The sequence below is a fragment of the Immundisolibacter sp. genome, assembly GCF_050250495.1.
GTDB lineage: Bacteria > Pseudomonadota > Gammaproteobacteria > Immundisolibacterales > Immundisolibacteraceae > Immundisolibacter.
Genome location: NZ_JBFWOM010000015.1, coordinates 1 through 17,883, shown reverse-complemented (window position 1 = coordinate 17,883; position 17,883 = coordinate 1). Strand labels below are relative to the sequence as shown.

16 protein-coding genes are annotated in these 17,883 nt (G+C 66.1%); 11 read left to right on the top strand and 5 right to left on the bottom strand.

Going from position 1 to position 17,883, the window contains the following annotated elements; translation table 11 throughout:
- Window positions 1-9 precede the first annotated feature (9 nt).
- Genes AB7F93_RS10415 through AB7F93_RS10405 form a run of 3 tightly spaced genes read right to left on the bottom strand, consistent with a single transcriptional unit; the run spans window position 10 to window position 2,799 of the window.
- Window positions 10-1,224 carry an autotransporter outer membrane beta-barrel domain-containing protein gene (locus AB7F93_RS10415; RefSeq protein WP_428302843.1) on the bottom strand — a complete coding sequence of 405 codons (1,215 nt, stop codon included), beginning with the start codon at window positions 1,222-1,224 and terminating at the stop codon, window positions 10-12.
- A 49-nt stretch (window positions 1,225-1,273) separates the two neighbouring features.
- Window positions 1,274-1,690: a hypothetical protein gene (locus AB7F93_RS10410; RefSeq protein WP_428302842.1), complete on the bottom strand. Its 417-nt coding sequence runs from the start codon at window positions 1,688-1,690 to the stop codon at window positions 1,274-1,276.
- A gap of 5 nt (window positions 1,691-1,695) precedes the next feature.
- Complete coding sequence (locus AB7F93_RS10405) at window positions 1,696-2,799, bottom strand: hypothetical protein (protein WP_428302841.1); 1,104 nt, start codon at window positions 2,797-2,799, stop codon at window positions 1,696-1,698.
- A gap of 363 nt (window positions 2,800-3,162) precedes the next feature.
- On the opposite strand from AB7F93_RS10405, the gene AB7F93_RS10400 reads away from it, so the two are divergent.
- The 8 genes from AB7F93_RS10400 to AB7F93_RS10365 all read left to right on the top strand — a co-directional run bounded on the left by AB7F93_RS10400 (window position 3,163) and on the right by AB7F93_RS10365 (window position 14,836).
- Window positions 3,163-5,862 carry a GNAT family N-acetyltransferase gene (locus AB7F93_RS10400; RefSeq protein ID WP_428302840.1) on the top strand — a complete coding sequence of 900 codons (2,700 nt, stop codon included), beginning with the start codon at window positions 3,163-3,165 and terminating at the stop codon, window positions 5,860-5,862.
- A gap of 3 nt (window positions 5,863-5,865) precedes the next feature.
- Window positions 5,866-6,786 carry a histone deacetylase family protein gene (locus AB7F93_RS10395; protein ID WP_428302839.1) on the top strand — a complete coding sequence of 307 codons (921 nt, stop codon included), beginning with the start codon at window positions 5,866-5,868 and terminating at the stop codon, window positions 6,784-6,786.
- Between the two features lie 41 nt (window positions 6,787-6,827).
- Window positions 6,828-7,187: a DUF6763 family protein gene (locus AB7F93_RS10390; RefSeq protein ID WP_428302838.1), complete on the top strand. Its 360-nt coding sequence runs from the start codon at window positions 6,828-6,830 to the stop codon at window positions 7,185-7,187.
- 109 nt (window positions 7,188-7,296) lie between these two features.
- Window positions 7,297-8,175 carry an EamA family transporter gene (locus AB7F93_RS10385; protein WP_428302837.1) on the top strand — a complete coding sequence of 293 codons (879 nt, stop codon included), beginning with the start codon at window positions 7,297-7,299 and terminating at the stop codon, window positions 8,173-8,175.
- 236 nt (window positions 8,176-8,411) lie between these two features.
- Entirely contained in the window at window positions 8,412-9,548 is a 1,137-nt protein-coding gene (locus AB7F93_RS10380; RefSeq protein WP_428302836.1) for a CRISPR-associated endonuclease Cas3'', read from the top strand.
- Window positions 9,538-11,631 carry a hypothetical protein gene (locus AB7F93_RS10375; protein WP_428302835.1) on the top strand — a complete coding sequence of 698 codons (2,094 nt, stop codon included), beginning with the start codon at window positions 9,538-9,540 and terminating at the stop codon, window positions 11,629-11,631. The genes AB7F93_RS10380 and AB7F93_RS10375 overlap by 11 nt, the downstream gene beginning before the upstream one ends.
- 11 nt (window positions 11,632-11,642) lie before the next feature.
- Window positions 11,643-12,578, top strand: a complete 936-nt coding sequence (locus tag AB7F93_RS10370) for a type I CRISPR-associated protein Cas7 (RefSeq protein WP_428302881.1) — start codon at window positions 11,643-11,645, stop codon at window positions 12,576-12,578.
- Window positions 12,579-12,586: 8 nt separating this feature from the next.
- Complete coding sequence (locus AB7F93_RS10365; RefSeq protein ID WP_428302834.1) at window positions 12,587-14,836, top strand: CRISPR-associated helicase/endonuclease Cas3; 2,250 nt, start codon at window positions 12,587-12,589, stop codon at window positions 14,834-14,836.
- Between the two features lie 265 nt (window positions 14,837-15,101).
- On the opposite strand, the gene AB7F93_RS10360 is transcribed toward AB7F93_RS10365, so the two are convergent.
- Together AB7F93_RS10360 and AB7F93_RS10355 are read right to left on the bottom strand one after the other, a co-directional pair.
- Window positions 15,102-15,395 (bottom strand): type II toxin-antitoxin system RelE/ParE family toxin, encoded by a 294-nt coding sequence (locus AB7F93_RS10360; protein ID WP_428302833.1) that lies wholly within the window; start codon window positions 15,393-15,395, stop codon window positions 15,102-15,104.
- Entirely contained in the window at window positions 15,392-15,643 is a 252-nt protein-coding gene (locus tag AB7F93_RS10355) for an addiction module protein (protein ID WP_428302832.1), read from the bottom strand. Before AB7F93_RS10355 ends, AB7F93_RS10360 begins: the two co-directional genes overlap by 4 nt.
- 51 nt (window positions 15,644-15,694) lie before the next feature.
- Between AB7F93_RS10355 and cas4 the strand changes: the two genes are divergently transcribed.
- Genes cas4 through cas2 form a run of 3 tightly spaced genes read left to right on the top strand, consistent with a single transcriptional unit; the run spans window position 15,695 to window position 17,660 of the window.
- Window positions 15,695-16,321, top strand: coding sequence for a CRISPR-associated protein Cas4 (gene cas4, locus AB7F93_RS10350; RefSeq protein ID WP_428302880.1), 627 nt, complete (start codon window positions 15,695-15,697; stop codon window positions 16,319-16,321).
- Between the two features lie 6 nt (window positions 16,322-16,327).
- The gene (gene cas1c / locus AB7F93_RS10345) at window positions 16,328-17,362 is read left to right on the top strand and encodes a type I-C CRISPR-associated endonuclease Cas1c (protein WP_428302831.1); all 1,035 of its coding nucleotides are present in this window, start codon (window positions 16,328-16,330) and stop codon (window positions 17,360-17,362) included.
- Between the two features lie 7 nt (window positions 17,363-17,369).
- On the top strand, window positions 17,370-17,660 hold the full coding sequence (cas2, locus tag AB7F93_RS10340; RefSeq protein ID WP_428302830.1) for a CRISPR-associated endonuclease Cas2: 291 nt from the start codon (window positions 17,370-17,372) through the stop codon (window positions 17,658-17,660).
- Window positions 17,661-17,883 lie beyond the last annotated feature (223 nt).

Sequence of the window (17,883 nt, the reverse complement as noted above, 5' to 3'; positions counted from 1 at the left end):
GGCGGCGCCTCAGAACTCCGAGCGCACGCCGAGCACCACCTGATAACGGTCCACGTCGCGCTGACCGAGCCGCGCCTGCGCCTCGAAGAACGGCATCAGCCCGCCCGGCAGGATGAACTGCGTGCCAAGGGCCAGGTTGAACCAGTCCTGGTCGGGGTCGTCACGGGCCGGGGAGAACGTCAATCCCGGAACATCGATGAATGCCGACGTGACGCTGGACGGATCGTCCTCGAACTCGTGCTCGTACTCCACCCGCACGGCCGGCACCAGCACGCCCCAGTCGAAGCTGACGGCGCGGCTCGCGCGCACACCGAGCGTGGTGGTGAGCGATGTACGTTTGGCGTCACCGACCAGCAAGGCGAAACCGCTGGCGTTGAGATCCTTCTCGCGATAGCCGTCGATTTCAGAACGCGCCCAAGTGACGCGGCCATACAGTCCATAGCTGGCTGCGCCTTTGGCGACGTCGTAACCACCGCCGACACTGGCCCAATAATCCTGACCGTCGCTGTCGCCCCGAGTGCGAACTGGAATCGTGAACGTGTTGTTGGAGTCTTGCGCCACGGCATTGCGGCGAAACTCGTAATCGCCCAGGCCGTAGCCGGCCGCTGCCTCCAGGTAGGCTGCGTCGCTCAGACTGTAGGCACCAAAAATCACCAGACTTCCGCTGTTGACATCGGTTCCACCTGCGTTCGGGGGCGATACAAACGAAGTGGCCACATCGGCATCGAAGTTGACGTTGGTGTGCGCGTAAGTGACGAACCCGCCAACCAGCGCGCGATCGGACAGCCGGCGATCGAGCCCCAGCTCGATGCCGTAGCTGTCACCATCGTAGCCACGCTCGCCGCCACTCGCATCGCGGTCGAACCACTCGCCGGAGCCAGAGACCAGCAAACTGAACGGGCCCACCTGTGCCACCTTTTCTGCGGCAACCGGGCCGGCACCCTCATCCGTGTCCGCGTGCAGGGCTGCCGCTTTTTCCCTGGCGCGCGCCAGGGGCTGATCAGTCGCTGCCAGCGGCTGGCTCGGATTGAGAGAACTTTCACTGTCGCCCGATATGTTCGTGCCCGCGGCAAGGCAGACGTTTTCGAGGTTGCTTCCGCCAGGGGCGGCAGGACACGTGGCAGAAAAGAACGCCTGGAAGGCGGGGTCAGCCGCCCTCGCGGGCATCGTGGCCACCACCAGCAACAGCGCGACCGCCATCCGACCGTCGTTCGATGCGTTCATGATGATCTCCCGGTTGTGATGCAAGACCAGCTTCCGAGCGCGGGGCGCCTCACCCCGACCGCTGCACGTAAAACGCCCCCATGGCCAGCGAGGCCAGGCCCTGCAGGGCCGCGAGCCACGGCTGCGAGGCGCGCAGCCACTCGGCAAGGCCCTGCGGGTGGTAAGGGTGGGTCGCAAACAGCACGCCGATGGTGGCGAGGTAGAACGCCGAAAGCCCCAGCGTCAGGCGGTACGTGAAGGCGTCCACCTGGCGCTCGTCGGCCTTGCCGGCGCGGCTGTCGGCCACCCACACGCCGACGATCAGCGACAGGTTCGGCATCACCGTCGGCAGGAACCACGCCCAGGTGCGTGCGCCCTGCTCGGGCGAGGTGAGACTCAGCACCAGCACGAACGCAAACAGCGGCAGCACGCCCAGGAACCACACCAGCGCGAGGCGTTTCTTGGCGCTGCGGGCGGGCATCCACATGCCCGTCACTCCAGCGCCGCCAGCAGTCTGGCCTGACGCAGGTGCGCGTCACCGGTCAGGCGGCTTTGCGCCTTGAAGGCGGCCTCGTGGCCGCGCCCGCGGGACTCGAACTCGTACACCAGGGCGGCCGTGTAGGCCTCGTCGGAATACGCCTGCTTGCGCAGGGCGGACGGCAGCGTCGGCGCGCCCCGCCCGGGCCAGGCAAGCGCCTGCGCGGCGCGCGGCGCGTCGGGCGTGGTGTCGAGCGGCGCGTCGGTGACCACGAACACGATCACGCGAAACCGCCCCTGCTCCACATCGAACAGCGCCCGCACGTACGCGCCAAGATCAAAGCCCGTGAGCGCCGCCTGCCCCCACTCCCAGCGGGCCGGCTCGGCGTAGGCGCGCCCGTCGGGGTGGATGCGCTCAAGGCGCGTGGCAAGCGCAAAACCGCCCGGTATGGGGTAGTACCCGTACTCGACGTAGCCCGCGCTTTCGAGCGCCGCCTGCAGGCGATCCGCCACGCTGCCCAGGGTGGGTATCGCCACGTCACCGATTGCCAGCGGCCGCGACAGCACGCGCCGCGTGGAAGGACGCGGCGGCGGCCAGGGAAATCCGCCGTCGTCATCGGGCGCCGCCGCAGCGGGTGGGCGCGGACTGGCCACAGGCTCGCCATCGTCGCGCGCCGCCGGGAACGCCTCGCAGCCCGTATCGGCCGGCTGGAGGTCGGCACCGCGATAGCGCACGGTGGCGAACAGCGGCGCGTCCGGGCCGACGGCAAATCCGATGCGTCCCTTTCCGACCAGGCAGACCGGCGGACCACCCGGCGCGTCGGGAATGCCGACCAGCCGATAGCAGCCGGCACCTGCGGCACCCCGCCACGGCCCCGCTCCCGCCTGCCACTCGGCACCGGCACCCTGACCGAAGCGGCCGTGAAAACTCGCGACGACCTCCCCACCCGGCTCGCGCAACAGGCGGAGACCGGCCGGCGGCGCGTCGTGAAACCGCACGTCGAGTTCCAGCGTCTGCCCGGCGGCGACGCACAGCACCGGCCCGGTGCCGCCCGCGGCCGGACCAGCTGCCCTTGCAACACCGCCCCATGCCACACACAGGGCGATGAATGCCGCCATGCCAAGGAGCCTTGCCGTGCGCGCCCTGACCATTCGCACCTCGCGGCGCAGCCGGGCTGCGCGTTGCGTTCGCGCGCCGCGGGCAACGGGCCGGCGACGCACCGATCAGCCGGAATAGTCAGCCGTTGCGGTCGATCTGGCAAGCACGCTGAGCACAAGTGCCCAGTACCGGAATCCGCTACCCAAGCGCAGGTTCCGACACGGGATCGGGCGTCCTTCGCCCGGCACCCTCAGCGTGCCCCCTGAAACCGCCCCCGTCCCCGAGCAAGGTCGCTGTCCCGGCCACGCGGCACCGACAGTGACATGAGGCCACGCGCAGTCCTGCGCTAGCATCGCCGCCAGTCCCGCCGCCTCGGCCCTGCCATGACCATCCGCAACCTCGATTACCTGTTCAAGCCGAAATCGGTCGCCCTGATCGGTGCCAGCACCCGGCCGGGTTCGGTCGGCGCGGTGATCGCGCGCAACCTGTTCGGCAGCGGCTTCAACGGGCCGGTGATGCCGGTAAACCCCAAGTACGTGGCGGTCGAGGGCGTGCTGGCCTACAAGGACGTGGCGAGCCTGCCGCTGGCGCCGGACCTGGCCGTCATCGCCACGCCCGCGCACACCGTGCCGCGGCTCATTGCCGAACTCGGCGCCCGCGGCACCCGCGCGGCGGTGATCATCTCGGCCGGTTTCAAGGAAAACGGCGACCCGCGCGGCGCGGTGCTGCAACAGTCGGTCCTGGACGCGGCCCAGCCGCACCTGCTGCGCATCGTGGGACCTAACTGCGTCGGCATCATGGTGCCGGGGCATGGGCTGAATGCGAGCTTCGCGCACCTGTCGCCGCGCCGCGGGCGGCTCGCCTTCGTGGCGCAGTCGGGGGCGGTCATCACGTCCGTCATCGACTGGGCGCAGCCGCGCGGGGTGGGCTTCTCGCACCTGGTGTCGCTGGGCGACGTGGCGGACGTCGACTTCGGCGACATGCTCGATTACCTGGCGGGCGACCCGGACACCGACGCCATCCTGCTGTACATGGAAGCGGTGGTGAACGCGCGCAAGTTCATGTCGGCGGCGCGCGCCGCGGCGCGCGTGAAGCCGGTGGTGGTGGTCAAGGCCGGGCGCAGCCAGGCGGCGGCGCGGGCGGCGGCCTCGCACACCGGCGCACTCGCCGGCAACGACGCCGTCTACGACGCCGTGTTCCGCCGCGCCGGCATGCTGCGCGTGCACACGCTGGACGAGCTGTTCACGGCGGCGGAGATTCTGGCCACCACGCGCCTGCCGGCGGGCGATCGACTCGCCATCGTCAGCAACGGCGGCGGCATCGGCATCATGGCCACCGACGCGCTCGGCTATATGGGTGGCCACCTGGCGCAGCTGGCGCCCGAAACCATCGCCGCGCTCGACAAGGTGCTGCCCGCCAACTGGTCGCACGGCAACCCGGTCGACATCATCGGCGACGCCCCGCCCGAACGGTACGAAGCAGCGCTCGCGCCGCTGCTGCAGGACCCGAACGTGGACGCGGTGCTGGCGCTGCACGCGCCGGTGGCCGTGGCGGACGGCGTGGAAGCGGCGCGGGCGGTGATCCGCGCCGTCAAGGCGCAGCCCGGCAAGACGCTGGTGACGAGCTGGGTGGGTGACCAGGCGGCGCGCGCCGGGCGGCTGGTGTTTTCCGAGAACCGCATCGGCACCTGCCGCACGCCGGAAGAAGCCGTGCGGGCCTTCATGTACCTGGAGCGCTACCGCAGCGGGCGCCTCGCGCTGATGCAGACGCCGCCGTCGGTGCCGGAGCAGTTCGAGCCGGACGCCGCGCGCGCCCGCTACGTGTGCCAGCAGGCGCTGGCGGATCACCGTGAGTGGCTGTCGGCGGACGAGGTGGCGGAGCTGTTCGCCGCGTACCACCTTCCGCTGGTGCCGCCGCGGCACGCGGATTCGCCGGCCGCGGCGGCGCAGGCGGCGGCGCAGATCGGCCAGCCGGTGGCGCTCAAGATCCGCTCGCCGGACATCCTGCACAAGACCGACGTCGGCGGCGTGGCGCTCGATTTGCCGAACGCCGACGCGGTGCTGCGCGCCGCCGAGCAGATGCTCGAACGCGTCGCCAGCAAGCGGCCGGACGCGCGCATCGAGGGCTTTCAGGTCGAGCCCATGCTCGACCGCAGCCGCAGCCACGAGCTGATCGTCGGCGTGGCGGTCGACCCGCAGTTCGGGCCGTTCGTCCTGTTCGGGGCGGGCGGCACGGCGGTCGAGGTGCTGAACGACACCGCGCTCGGCCTGCCGCCGCTGAACATGCGCCTCGCGCACGAGCTGATCGGGCACACGCGCGTGTACGAGTTGCTCAAGGGCCACCGCGGCCTGCCCGGCGCCAACCTCGACGCCATCGCGCTCACGCTGATCAAGGTGGCGCAGATGGCGGCCGACGTGAACGAGTTGATCGAGCTCGACATCAACCCGCTGCTGGCGAGCCCGGACGGCGTGCTGGCAGTGGACGTGCGCGTGCGCGTGGCAGCGGTGGCCGAGCCGGCGGTACCGCGCCTGGCCATCCGCCCGTACCCGAAGGCGCTCGAAACGGCAGTCGTGGTCGGCGACGGGCGCGAGCTGCTGCTGCGCCCGATCCTGCCGGAGGACGAGCCGATGCTGCAGAAGAGCTTCGAGCAGCTCACGCCCGAGCAGGTGCGGCTGCGCTTTTTCGTGCCGATGAAGGAGCTTGGGCACAGCCTAGCGGCGCGCCTGACGCAGATCGACTACAACCGCGAGATGGCGCTCATCCTCACCGAGCACGGCATTCCCGGCACCACGGAAATCTTCGGCGTGGTGCGCATCGCCGCCGATCCGGACAACGAGCGCGCCGAGTACGCCGTGGTGGTGCCGGAGCACATGACCGGCCAGGGCCTGGGCGCGCTGCTAATGCGCCAGATCATCGACTACGCGCGCACGCGCGGCATCCGCGAGGTGTGGGGCGACGTGCTGCGCGAGAACGCTGCCATGCTGGGCCTGGTGCGCAAGCTCGGCTTCAGGGTCAAGGACGATCCGGACGATCCCTCCGTGGTGCGTGTCACGCTCGACCTCACCACGCCGCCGCCACGCTGAGCCATGCACACCGCCTTCATCACCCACCCCGACTGCCGCGAACACGACGCCGGCCCCTGGCACCCGGAGGCGCCGGGGCGCCTTGCAGCCATCGAGGACCACCTGATCGCGACCGGCATCGACGCCCTGCTGCGCCACTACCAGGCGCCGGAAGTCACCCGCGAGCAACTGCTGCGCGTGCACGACGCCGAGTACCTCGACGCGCTCGACGCGCGCAGCCCGGACCATGGGCTCACGCACATCGACCCCGACACCGCCATGAACCCGTACACCCTCGCCGCCGCCCGGCGCGCGGCCGGCGCGCTGGTGCAGGCAACAGAGCTGGTGCTCGCCGGCACGGTGAGCAACGCGTTCTGCTGCGTGCGCCCGCCGGGCCACCACGCCGAGCGGCGCCGCGCGATGGGCTTCTGCTTCTACAACAACGTTGCCGTCGGCGCCGCGCACGCGCTGGCGGGCGGCCAGGTGCAGCGCGTGGCCATCGTCGATTTCGACGTGCATCACGGCAACGGCACCGAGGAAATCTTTCATCACCACCCGAACGTGCTGCTGTGCAGCAGCTTCCAGCACCCGTTTTACCCGTACACGGACATGAACTTCCGCGCCCCGAACGTGGTCCATGCACCCATCGCCGCCGGCCTCGGCAGCGCTGCATTTCGTGCGGCGGTCGACGACGAATGGTTGCCGGCGCTCGACGCCTTCGCGCCGGAAATGATCTACGTGTCGGCCGGCTTCGACGGCCATCGCGACGACGAACTCGCGCAGTTGTGCCTCACCGAGGACGACTACGCCTGGGTGACGCGCGTGATCTGCGACGTGGCCGCGCGACACGCGCGTGGGCGCATCGTGTCGGCACTGGAAGGCGGTTACGATTTGCCCGCGCTGGCGCGCAGCGTGCGCGCCCACCTCGACGTGCTGCTGACCTGATCGCGGCCGCGGGGGAGCCACCCAATGCGGAGGATTGACCGATGAGTTACGACCTCGACCCTGTGCCGGGCAACTGGTATCAGCACATCGACAAGGGCCTCGACTTCGAGGTGATCGCCGTCGACGAGGACAACGCCTTGATCGAGCTGCAGTACGTCGACGGCACGCTCGACGAGATCAGCCTCGACGAGTGGTACGAGATGGACCTCGACCCGGCCGAGCCGCCGGACGACTGGTCGGGCCCCATCGATGACGAGGACGCCGACGACACCGACCAGCCAGCCGCCGATGCCGAGAGCGAGGATGACTGGGACGAGTCACCGCGCGGGCGTGGGCGAAAGAGCGCGGGCGACCTCGACGACGACGAGGTGGACGAACTCGGCGGCGACTGGGACGAGTAAACCGCCCCCTCCCAACCGGTCGCAGCGAGGGAGCGCGCGGCCCGGTTTCTGACCGACCAGCCGGTTATCGGGCCTGTCCCGTGTGCGGCGATCCCAAACACGGAACACCATGCCGAGCTACGTGCTGCTCACCCTCGCCGCCGCCTGGCTGCACGCGCTCTCGTTCACGCTGGCCAAGCGTCTGTGGGTCTACAGCCGCGACCCGTTCCAGATTTCCATCCTGAGCCAGCTCGCCTGCGGCCTGCTGGCGGCGCTGGCACTGCCGTGGGCGGGCTTCGACGCCGTCGCCCAGATGCCCGGCACACTGGCGGCGATCGGCCTCACCGTCGTCGCCGGGCAGGTGTTCTTCATCCTCGCGCTGCGGCACGGCGACGCCTCGTTCGTGGTGCCGATGCTGGGCCTCAAGCTGTTCGCGGTGGCCGGCTTTTCCGCGCTGTGGCTGGCCGAGGTGTACGAGCCGCTCGTGTACCTCGGCGCCGCCGGCGCGTTTGCCAGCCTGTTCCTGCTGTCGGACGGCAAACTGCGCGGCAGCCTGCGCTCGGCGCTGTTCGTCACCGCCGCGGCCATCCTGTACGGCATCACTGACGTGCTGCTGGTGCGCGCCATCCGCGCCGGCATCAGCCCGCTCGAAATCGGCGTGTACTCGCTCATCGTGCCGCCGCTGCTCACGCTGCCGATCTCGCTTGCGCTGCTGCCGAGGCGCTGGCGCGTGAGTGCGCCGTTCGGCCGGGCACTCGCCATCTATGCCGCGGCGCAGATCGCCGGCATGGTGTTCCTGATGATCGCCTTTGGTCTGGCCGGCAAGGCCACCATCGTCAACATCGTGCAGACCTCGCGCGGCCTGTGGGTGCTGGTGGTGGTGTACGTTATGGGCCGCATGGGCCTGGCCGGCGTCGAGCGCCTCACCGGCGCCCAGTACCGCACGCGCGCGCTCGGTGCAGCGCTGCTGACGGGCTCGCTCGCGCTGGCCATCCTGGCGCACCGCTGAGCGAAGGCCCGCCAGCCCGCGCCGTCACTATTGCCCCGCGCCGGTAGGAGCGCAGCTTCGCGGCGCGATTCCAGCCGCGCACCGATGACGCCGTCGCGCGGGGTTGGCTGCCAGCCGTTTCCAGGGCGGCTGCGTCAAAAAATTTTTTGTTGAATGTTGCTCACCGTCTCAGGATTCAAGACAGTGGCGCCGCACCATGGGCACCCGACACGGGCAAAAGCCCAAGGGAGTCCCAAATGATTGGCACCGTGACCAGCGGCAGCCGAGAACAAGCGGCGGCTCATTCAACATCCGGATCGTCCGGAACGCGCATCCACGCGTTGGAGGAGCACCTCGCTGAAGTCGCCCGCCATGCGGCGAACCACGCGAGTGTGTTCGGCGGGCAGGAGTGGGCGCGGCTCGCGGGCTTGTGGCACGACCTCGGCAAGTACCGGCCGGGCTTTCAGCGTTACCTGCACGCGGCGACCGGGGCTGAGGCCGAGAGCGCACACATCGAGGGCGGCGCCGGGCGGGTTTCCCATTCCACCGCCGGGGCGCTGCTGGCCTGTGAGCGCTTCGGCACCACGGGCAGGGTGCTGGCCTATCTGATCGCCAGTCATCATGCTCGGTTGTATGACTGGAATTCCAACACGCTAGTGACCGCGGACCGCAAGATCGACGACTACGGCCCGGCGGGGCATGTCGGGGTTGCCGTGGCGAAATCTGATGATGAGAAAGTCATGAAGAGAAAATATGATATCCAACTCGAAATCGCAGGACCGACGGCGATGTGGACGCGTCCGGACACCGGCGATTCGCCTGGCACCTATCCGGTGCCGACGCGCTCCGCTGCCAAAGGTATCTTCGAAGCTATCCTCTGGAATCCGGCAGTCGAGATCGTTCCAGTCCGGGTCGAAATCTGCGCGCCGCTCGTTTATCACCATTACGCTACCAACTACGGCGGCCCGCTGCGCAAAAGTGGGCAGATCAAGGACGGCAATAATTACCAGTTGTTCGCCACCGTGCTAATCAACGTGCACTACCGACTATTCGCAGAACTGTATCCGGCTTCGCACACAGATTTTCCGCCCAAAATCAGGCAGTGGCTGGAACGAACGCGTTCGCCTTGCCACGCGTTCAAGGACATTTTCGAGCGTCGCCTCAGGCGGGGTCAGTGCCATTACGTGCCAAGCCTAGGCTGGCGGGAATTCGTGCCCAGTTATGTCGGCGAAGCGCGGGATACGCCAACGCAGACCGACATCAACCTAAACCTGCCATCGATTCCGGATCGGATTTTCAATAAGTCCGCCTATGGCGAACATGCGCTCACTTACTCGCAAGGGCTCGTGATCGAGGCTGGTGTCTTACGCTATGGGGCGCATCATGCTGAATGAACTCCTGCAGGCGGCAAACGCGATTCCGAACCTGCCAGACACGCTGCACAAATCACTCAAAACCCTGCCGACATACCCGAGCTACAAGGTGTTGCTCGACGCGAGTGGCGCGATTACCGAAGTGCTGCCTTGGGATAATGACTTGTCCGCGCTGCGCAAATGGCAGCCGGGCGGCAATGGCTTCAGCACACCGGTTTTCAGCAGCCTGCCGCTGTACCGACTGGACCTTGACAAATCGTTTGTGGAAGTGGCGCGCAACGCTGACGTCAACCGATGGGCAGACGCATTCGGCCAGATCCGCGGGCGCTGCGCCGGCCTCAAGGGCTCCTGGACCGACGCCAAGCGAGGGAACGTGAACGAGAAATCCAGCAGGTCACTTGCCGACGTGCCAGCGCAATTGTCGGCCATTCTGCCTTTTGGCGACCCGGATTACGCCGTGCTGCGTAGCCTGCTGGAACGCTTGCAGCGCCTGACGCCAGGACGCTTCTTTCCGGAACTCGTCCGCCAGCTCGAATCGCAACTGGCCACCGCCTATGACGAAAAATTGTTCAAACTCTATTGCGCCACAAGCGAGGCCGAGGCTGCCAAGAGCTGCAATCTGCTGCTTGATTTGCCGGACTGGGACGAAATCGGCGATTACCCGATCACTTCGGCACGCACGGCCGAGCTGCTAAACGCCTTGCTCGTACGTACCGGATCGACGGACGAGACCAGCGACGCCCCATCGATGCCGGATGCCTACGGTCGTCTCGCGACCGACGCAGGCGAAAAATTCGCGGATGTGATTGTCCCCGGTTTGGGCAAAGTCATCCTGCGCGCGATGACCAGGGACGCCTCCTGCCAGTACCGCTACGGCAAAGCCGACGCCGATTCCTTCCGGGTGGGCAAGGATTCCCGCAAGCGGGCCAAGAGCGCACTGGAATACCTGACCCAGAACGAACGGCGCGGCAAAACCTGGCAGTACCGGGGCGGCAACCTGTTCCTGTTTTACCCGGAGGCCGAGTTGCCCATGCTGGCCAACGCAGAGGTCGCCGATATTTGCAGCTTGCCGGATGACGTGGACGACGAATTCACCGAGCAGGCCACGGCGGCGGCAAGCTTCGAGGCACGCACCGAGCGTATCGCCATAGCCTTGGAAGGCATGCCGCGCGAGTCGGAAACCCTCGTTCACCTCATCGTCTTGCGCAAGCCCGACGGCCACCGAACCAAGGTCGTGTCGCACCACACTTTCACCATGCGGCACTTTCTCGTTTCTGCCAAAGCGTGGGTTACCGGTGTCAGAACCAGCCCGCCCGTTGCCTTCGCGCGCTGGGGCAAGGCCAAGGGCGAGCGCAACGACATCACACCCGTCCAGCCCTTTCCGTATCAGGTCGCATCCTGGCTCAACACCTTCTGGGTTCGCGGCGACGAAAACCAAGGCAGATTCAATACGTTTTCCCCGGAAGACGCCTTAACGCTGCTGCTGGCCACCGACGACACCGAGCGTCAGATGGCGCAGCGCGCCCTGCGCCACGCACTCGCGGGTTGGGCGGGATTCCTCGTGGCAGCCGGCGCGCGCGAACACGCGTCGATCATGCTGAAGGCAAGCGACAAACGCGCCGCCGCACTCGCTGCCCTGCCGGCGATTCTGGCCCTGCTGCTTTTCAAGTCCGAACCCAACACATCTCAGGAGCGCATCATGGCGTCATCCGCTTTTCTCGTCGGTCGCCTGCTGGCCTTGGCCGACAGTCTCCATCTTCAATACTGTGAAGGCGTGCGCAACGGCAGCGTGCCGGGCCAATTGCTCGGCAACGCACTGATGCAAACCGCGCTGGAAACGCCGGAAGCGGCGCTGGCGCTGTACGCGCAGCGCATCCTGCCCTATCAGGCGTGGGCGCGAACCCGCCAGCCGCAAGGCAACGGGCCGGAGAAACTCGCCCGACATTTTCTCAATCAACTTGGCGACACCTGTTCGGAAATCAGCCTGCTCGACATACCCGAACGCGCCAGCGACGCCGACAAGGCGCAACTCATCCTCGGCTACCTCGCCAAATCGCCCGGCAAAACCGAACCCAACCCGACCGAGCCCACACAGGAGGATTAAACGTGAACCCCATGCTCACCTACACCAAGGATGTCGGCGGCTTCAAACGCGGCACTGGCCTGCTCGTCATCGAAGTGCGCAACTCCAACCCCAACGGCGACCCTGACCGCGACAGCGATCCGCGTCAGCGACCGGATCGTCGGGGCGAAATTTCGCCCGTGTCCTATAAGCGCAAACTCCGCGATCTCGTCGAGTGGAAGGGCGAGGTTTGGGAGGCGCTGTCGAACGATTTGGGCCTTGACCCCGCGCATTTTGGCATCCTCGAATCGCGCGGCAGGGATCGTGCCGCCATTGCCAAGCAACTGACCGGCGACGGCCAAGCGTTCAAGGACGCCTACTGGGACGGCCGCGTGTTCGGGAACACCTTTCTCGAAAGCATGAAAGATGACGAAGCCAAGAAGCACGGCTTCAAGGAACAGGAGATCAAGGAGTTCAAGGCGAACGCCATCCGTACCGGCTGCGTGCACTTTGGCCTTGGCCTCTCTATCGCACCCATCGACATAGAGCGGCACACCAACACCAACAAGGCCGGCGTGCAGGACGACAAGGATCGCGGCATGGCGCCGATGGGCTACCGCTTCGTGCCGCACGGCCTGTATCTGATGCCATTTTTCGTCAACCCGAGTGCCGCCGCGCGCACCGGCTGCACGGGGACGGACATCGCGCTGTTGCTCGAATTGGTCCGCTATGCGTATCCGCACACTCGCTCGCACGCGCGACCGGCAGTCGATCTGGCCCGCGCGTGGTATGTCGAACATTCCGACAAGCTGGGTTCGTGCTCGGACTTCGCCATTCTCGACGCGCTTTCCCCGACCAAGCTGGCCGACCCCGATCAGCCGTCGAAGAGCAGCGCCGAATATCGATTTCCCGACGCGCTGCCCGAGACACTCGCCAGCAAGACAGACCGGCAAGGCAACGCGGCGCTAACGCTGATCGATTTGCTTTGAGGCCGACCATGGACTGGCTCGCGCATAGTGCGAAGGGCGGCTACCCGACGCAAACGTATGGAGACCATTTGCACCGCGCGGTCGAGACAGCGCGAGGCCTTGCCGCCGATGCCGGTCATGGGCTGCCGCAAGCTGCGGCCTTCGTCGAAACCGTCGGGCTGGGAACCGAGTTTCACGATCTGGGTAAGCTCGACGAAGACAATCAGGCCGTGCTGGCCTCTCCAACGGGCAAGCCGCTGCCCCGCGAACACGTCGATGCCGGGACCAAGCACCTGTTCGGGTTGGGCACGCCAACCGCTCGCTACGCCGCGATGCTCGCCTATTCACATCATCGCGGCTTGCCCGACGTTCCCGGCCAAAAAGCACGCGGAGCAATGGCTTGGCGCGGCGACGAAGTGGGAGAGCGGTTTCCCGCAGCCGATGTCGTCGCGCGCACCAACGCCAAGCTTTCCGACTATCTGCATCGTCACCACGAAGCGCTCGCCGTGAACCCAACGAAGCCCGTCGCGTTGCCATTCAAGCCGGAGGCGCTCGATCTGCGTATGGCGCTCGCCTGCCTCGTCGAAGCTGACCACGGCGATACGGCCCGCCATTACGGCGCGCCGCTCATTGATGCGCCCCTGTTGTGCCCAGAAGCGCGGCTCAGGCGGCTTGACGACTACGTCAGCAGCTTGAAGCGTGGCGATACTTGCCGCGAAATCGAGCGCGCCGCCCTTCGTCGTGCACATTACAAGGCGTGCCGCGCCGCCGACCCCACGCCCGCGATTGTTGAATGCGACAGTCCGGTCGGCAGCGGCAAAACCACAGCAGTGATGGCCCATCTGCTGCGGGCGGCGCATGCAAAGGGTTTACGGCGGGTGTTCGTCGTCCAACCTTTCACCAACATCATCGATCAGTCGGTCAATGTCTACCGCAATGCATTGATTCTGGATAACGAAGTCGCCGATCACGCCGTCGCCGCCCACCACCACAAAACTGATTTCTCCGACCCGATGACGCGCGGTTTGGCGACACGCTGGCACGCGCCCGTCATCGTCACCACCGCCGTGCAGTTTTTCGAGACGTTGGCGAGCAACCATCCCGCGAGCCTACGCAAACTGCATCAAGTGGCGCGCTCGGCAATCTTCATCGACGAAGCGCACGCCGCCTTGCCTGCGCACCTCTGGCCGTTGGCCTGGCAATGGCTGCGCCAGCTTGCGCAGCGCTGGGGCTGTCATGTCGTGCTCGCCTCCGGCTCGCTCGCACGCTTCTGGACGCTGGATGATTTCTACCGCAAATCCGGCAACCCCGGCTCGGCGAATCCAGCGATAGCGATGCAGTTACCACGACTGGTAGGCAACACGCTGAGGGCAAAGCTCGACGACGGAGAAACGCGCCGCATCCGCTATCGCCAGCATCCAGACAACCTCGATCTGATGACATTGCTCGATTTTCTGGCGGGCTTGCCAGGCCCGCGCATCGCGGTTTTCAACACCGTACAGACTGCCGCCGTCGTCGCCTTGACGCTTGCAGAACAAAAGGGCCGGGCTAAGGTGGAGCATCTTTCCACCGCGCTCAACCCATTGGACAGAGAGCGCACACTTGCGCGTGTCAAAGATCGGCTTGCCGACAAACAGGATATCGACTGGATGCTGATTGCCACCTCGCTGGTTGAGGCCGGCGTAGATATTTCGTTCCGTTCAGGCGTGCGCGAAGCATCCGGTCTCCCCAGCCTGCTGCAGCTTGGTGGCCGTGTGAATCGGCACAACGAATACGCGGACGCGGAGGTCTGGTCGGTAAGTTTGAGGCCCGGCGGCGGACTCCGCGAGCATCGCGCCATGCGGATCCCGGCAGCAGTATTGGCAAAATTGTTCAGAAAAAACCAGGTGACGCCGGATGCCTGCACGGCGGCGCTTAATCAGGAAGTCAGAGAGGCCGGCAATCCGATTGTGGTAGACGAGCTTTTCAAGTGGGAAGCGGGCAAACAGTTCCCGGCTATCGTGGAAGCCTTCAAGGTCATCGCGTCGGATACCGTCACCGTTCTGACGCCCGGCCCCTTTCTTGACGCCCTCAAGAGCGGTGGACGCCCGGACTGGAAAGCGCTGCAAAGCCACAGCGTGCAAATCTGGGCGACCAGGAAAATTGATTTCGGCCTTGCGCTTCTCGACGCCTATCCCGGTCTCTTCGCCTGGTCGCTGGCTTACGACGACTTCATCGGCTACATGGCGGGCGCGCTCAATGCGCAGGCAGTGAAGTCCGGTGCCACGTTGATTGTGTGAAGGCGCCACCGTGCAAACCGCGGCTGAAAATGATCCTATCTCCCTTAGCTCCTCAACATTCATACCGAACGAGGGAACGGCGAGCATGGCCGAGTGGATCGAATTTCCTACCAAACCACGCTGTCAGACGGTGCGGGTGGGATATGTGCCGGCATGGGTTATCAGGCTCGCCGCGCAGTTTTTCGGATTACCGCGTTGTCGTGCGCCGCGACCGTCTACCCAATGGCGTTGAGTTGATCGAGCCATGCCATTGATGGAGTGCGCACTATCGCCGGTCGGCCCAATAGCCCGGCCGGCGGCTCTGATGCGCCAAGGCTACGATGATGATGGTCTCTGGCGTCAAGCGATAAACAAGATTGAAGGGGTAGCCGTGCAGAGCGTAACGGCGGAGTTTTTGGTGGAGGCGCACCCCGATTTCCGGGTGTTCGAGCAATTGCCTTGCCGTGTGCTGCACTTCATTCCTGAAGTCATGGGCGACGTGGTCGCCAGCATTGGCTCGATAGTATTGAACCGCGTCCCTGAGTTCGATTTTTGCGTGGTCCTGCCAGACGATTCTCACTTCCCCGCTTGCCTCAGCAAGTCGTCGATCTCCGCAAAAACCTCTTCTTCCGGAATCAACACTGCGGTCCCAGCGTCGATTTCCGCCACCCGCCGGGCGATTTCCTCGTCCCAAGCCTTGGCGATTTCCTCGGGTGTTCCTTCGGGTTCGCCATCGAGGCTGATGATCAGCCGATGGGCCAATTCACCGCGCTCCTTGGTGGACAAAGCCAAGGCCAGGGCCTCGATCTGTTCAAAATGGGTCGCCATCGCGCACCTCCGACATTGCCTGCGTTCCAGACGCATCTTAGCAGCGTGAAGATGACTGACACAGACCTCATCCCACTCTCAGCCCTCAACCATTACGCCTATTGTCCCCGGCGCTGTGGGTTGATTCATATGGAAGGCGAGTTCACGGACAACATCCATACGGCGCGTGGCAACGCCGAGCATGGCCGGGTGGATCGGATCGCCTACCAAACCAAACAGTCCGGCGCACGGGTGGAGTATGCACTGCCGGTCTGGTCCGACCAGAGGGGGTTGATCGGCAAGTGCGATGTGGTCGAGTTCTGGCCGGATGGCACCGTCTATCCGGTGGAATACAAGCACGGCGCGCGCAAGAAGTGGCTGAACGACGATCTGCAACTCGCCGCCCAGGCGCTGTGTCTGGAAGAGATGCTCGGCCGGCCGGTGACACAGGGCGCCATCTATCACGCCTCCAGCCGCCGCCGGCGCGAGGTGGAGATCAGCCCGGCGCTGCGCGCGCTGGTGGTGGAGACGGCCGAGGCGATCCGCGCCATGCTGGCGAGTGGCCGCCTGCCGCCGCCGGTGAACGACGCGCGCTGCCGCGAGTGCTCGCTGATCGAGATCTGCCAGCCGGCATTGGCCGCGCGCACTGTGCAAACCGAACTGCGCGCCGAACTGTTCAGCGCCACCGATCAGGGATAGCCGCGCATGTACACGCTGCAAAACACGCTCTACGTGATGACGCCCAACGCCTACGCGCACCTGGAAAACAGCACCCTGCGCATCGACGTGGAGCGCGAAAAGCGCCTGCAGGTGCCGCTGCATCACCTCGGCAGCCTGGTCTGTTTCGGCAATGTGCTGGTCTCGCCCGCGCTGCTGCACCGCATGGCCGACGAGGGCAAATCCGTGGTGCTGCTGGACGGCAGCGGCCGCTTCAAGGCGCGGCTCGAAGGGCCGGTGTCCGGCAACATCCTGCTGCGCCAGGCACACCACCGCAGCGCGGCGGATGGCGCCTTTGCGCTGGAATTCGCCCGCGCCCTCATCGCCGGCAAGCTCAAAAACAGCCGCGGCCTGCTGCTGCGCGCGGCACGCGAGGCCGCCGATGCCGCAGAGCAGGCGCAGCTCACCCGCGCCGCGGACAACCTGGCCGCCTCACTGCGCGCCCTGGCGCAAACACGCGATCTCGATACCCTGCGCGGCGTGGAGGGCGAGGCCGCGCGCGGCTACTTCGCGGCGCTCAATCTCGTCGTCAAACCGCAGGCGCGCGAGCACTTCGCCCTCAACGGCCGCACCCGCCGCCCGCCGCTCGATCGCTTCAACGCCCTGCTGTCGTTCCTCTACTCCATGCTGATGAACGACTGCCGCTCGGCGCTGGAGACCGTGGGACTCGATCCACAACTCGGCTATTTGCATGCCGTGCGCCCCGGCCGCGCCGCGCTGGCGCTGGATCTTCAGGAGGAATTTCGCGCCGTACTGGCCGACCGACTGGCGCTCACCTTGATCAACCGCGGTCAGCTCGATCCCAGGGATTTCGATGAACGCGAAGGCGGCGCGGCGATGCTGAACGACAGCGGCCGACGCGCCGTCGTCACCGCCTGGCAGGAGCGCAAGCAGGAGGAAATCACCCACCCGCTGCTCGGCATCAAGGTGCCGATCGGCATCGTGCCCTTCGTGCAGGCGCGTCTGATGGCCCGCACCGTGCGCGGCGAGATGGACGGCTACCTGCCGTACCTGCCCAAATAGCGCCGCCATGCTGGTCGTCGTCACCTACGATGTCTCCACCGAAACCGCCGCTGGCCGTCGGCGCCTGCGGCGCGTGGCCAAGGTCTGCGAGAGCACAGGCCAGCGGGTGCAGAAATCGGTGTTCGAGTGTCAAGTCAACGAGATGCAGATGGAACAGCTCGAACGCGCGCTGCTCGCCGAGATCGACGAGGCTGAGGACAACCTGCGCTTCTACCGCATCACCGAATCGGCCCACCTTCGGGTGAAGCAGTACGGCGTGTTCCGGGCGGTGGACTTCGAGGGGCCGTTGGTTCTGTGAGATATGTCCGCGAACCCGAAGCGACGGGTGCTTTTCCGGCAGGTTCGCGCGGAACCTTGTTCTTTGAAAATAAGGTAAGAAGTTGGGCGCCACGCGCACCTCAGGTGAACGCCTCCGGTTCACCGCAGCAGGTTCGCGCGGTGCTAACAAACTTTGCCCCAGAAACAACCCGTTTCCGAGGCAGAGCATCACCCGGTCGAAAGACCGGGTGCGGATTGAAACA

Bases quoted from the DNA above. Each gene is read 5' to 3' on its own strand.
- AB7F93_RS10415 (WP_428302843.1), bottom strand. From the start codon at position 1,224: ATGAACGCATCGAACGACGGTCGGATGGCGGTCGCGCTGTTGCTGGTG.
- AB7F93_RS10410 (WP_428302842.1), bottom strand. From the start codon at position 1,690: ATGTGGATGCCCGCCCGCAGCGCCAAGAAACGCCTCGCGCTGGTGTGG.
- AB7F93_RS10405 (WP_428302841.1), bottom strand. From the start codon at position 2,799: ATGGCGGCATTCATCGCCCTGTGTGTGGCATGGGGCGGTGTTGCAAGG.
- AB7F93_RS10400 (WP_428302840.1), top strand. From the start codon at position 3,163: ATGACCATCCGCAACCTCGATTACCTGTTCAAGCCGAAATCGGTCGCC.
- AB7F93_RS10395 (WP_428302839.1), top strand. From the start codon at position 5,866: ATGCACACCGCCTTCATCACCCACCCCGACTGCCGCGAACACGACGCC.
- AB7F93_RS10390 (WP_428302838.1), top strand. From the start codon at position 6,828: ATGAGTTACGACCTCGACCCTGTGCCGGGCAACTGGTATCAGCACATC.
- AB7F93_RS10385 (WP_428302837.1), top strand. From the start codon at position 7,297: ATGCCGAGCTACGTGCTGCTCACCCTCGCCGCCGCCTGGCTGCACGCG.
- AB7F93_RS10380 (WP_428302836.1), top strand. From the start codon at position 8,412: ATGATTGGCACCGTGACCAGCGGCAGCCGAGAACAAGCGGCGGCTCAT.
- AB7F93_RS10375 (WP_428302835.1), top strand. From the start codon at position 9,538: ATGCTGAATGAACTCCTGCAGGCGGCAAACGCGATTCCGAACCTGCCA.
- AB7F93_RS10370 (WP_428302881.1), top strand. From the start codon at position 11,643: ATGCTCACCTACACCAAGGATGTCGGCGGCTTCAAACGCGGCACTGGC.
- AB7F93_RS10365 (WP_428302834.1), top strand. From the start codon at position 12,587: ATGGACTGGCTCGCGCATAGTGCGAAGGGCGGCTACCCGACGCAAACG.
- AB7F93_RS10355 (WP_428302832.1), bottom strand. From the start codon at position 15,643: ATGGCGACCCATTTTGAACAGATCGAGGCCCTGGCCTTGGCTTTGTCC.
- cas4 (WP_428302880.1), top strand. From the start codon at position 15,695: ATGACTGACACAGACCTCATCCCACTCTCAGCCCTCAACCATTACGCC.
- cas1c (WP_428302831.1), top strand. From the start codon at position 16,328: ATGTACACGCTGCAAAACACGCTCTACGTGATGACGCCCAACGCCTAC.
- cas2 (WP_428302830.1), top strand. From the start codon at position 17,370: ATGCTGGTCGTCGTCACCTACGATGTCTCCACCGAAACCGCCGCTGGC.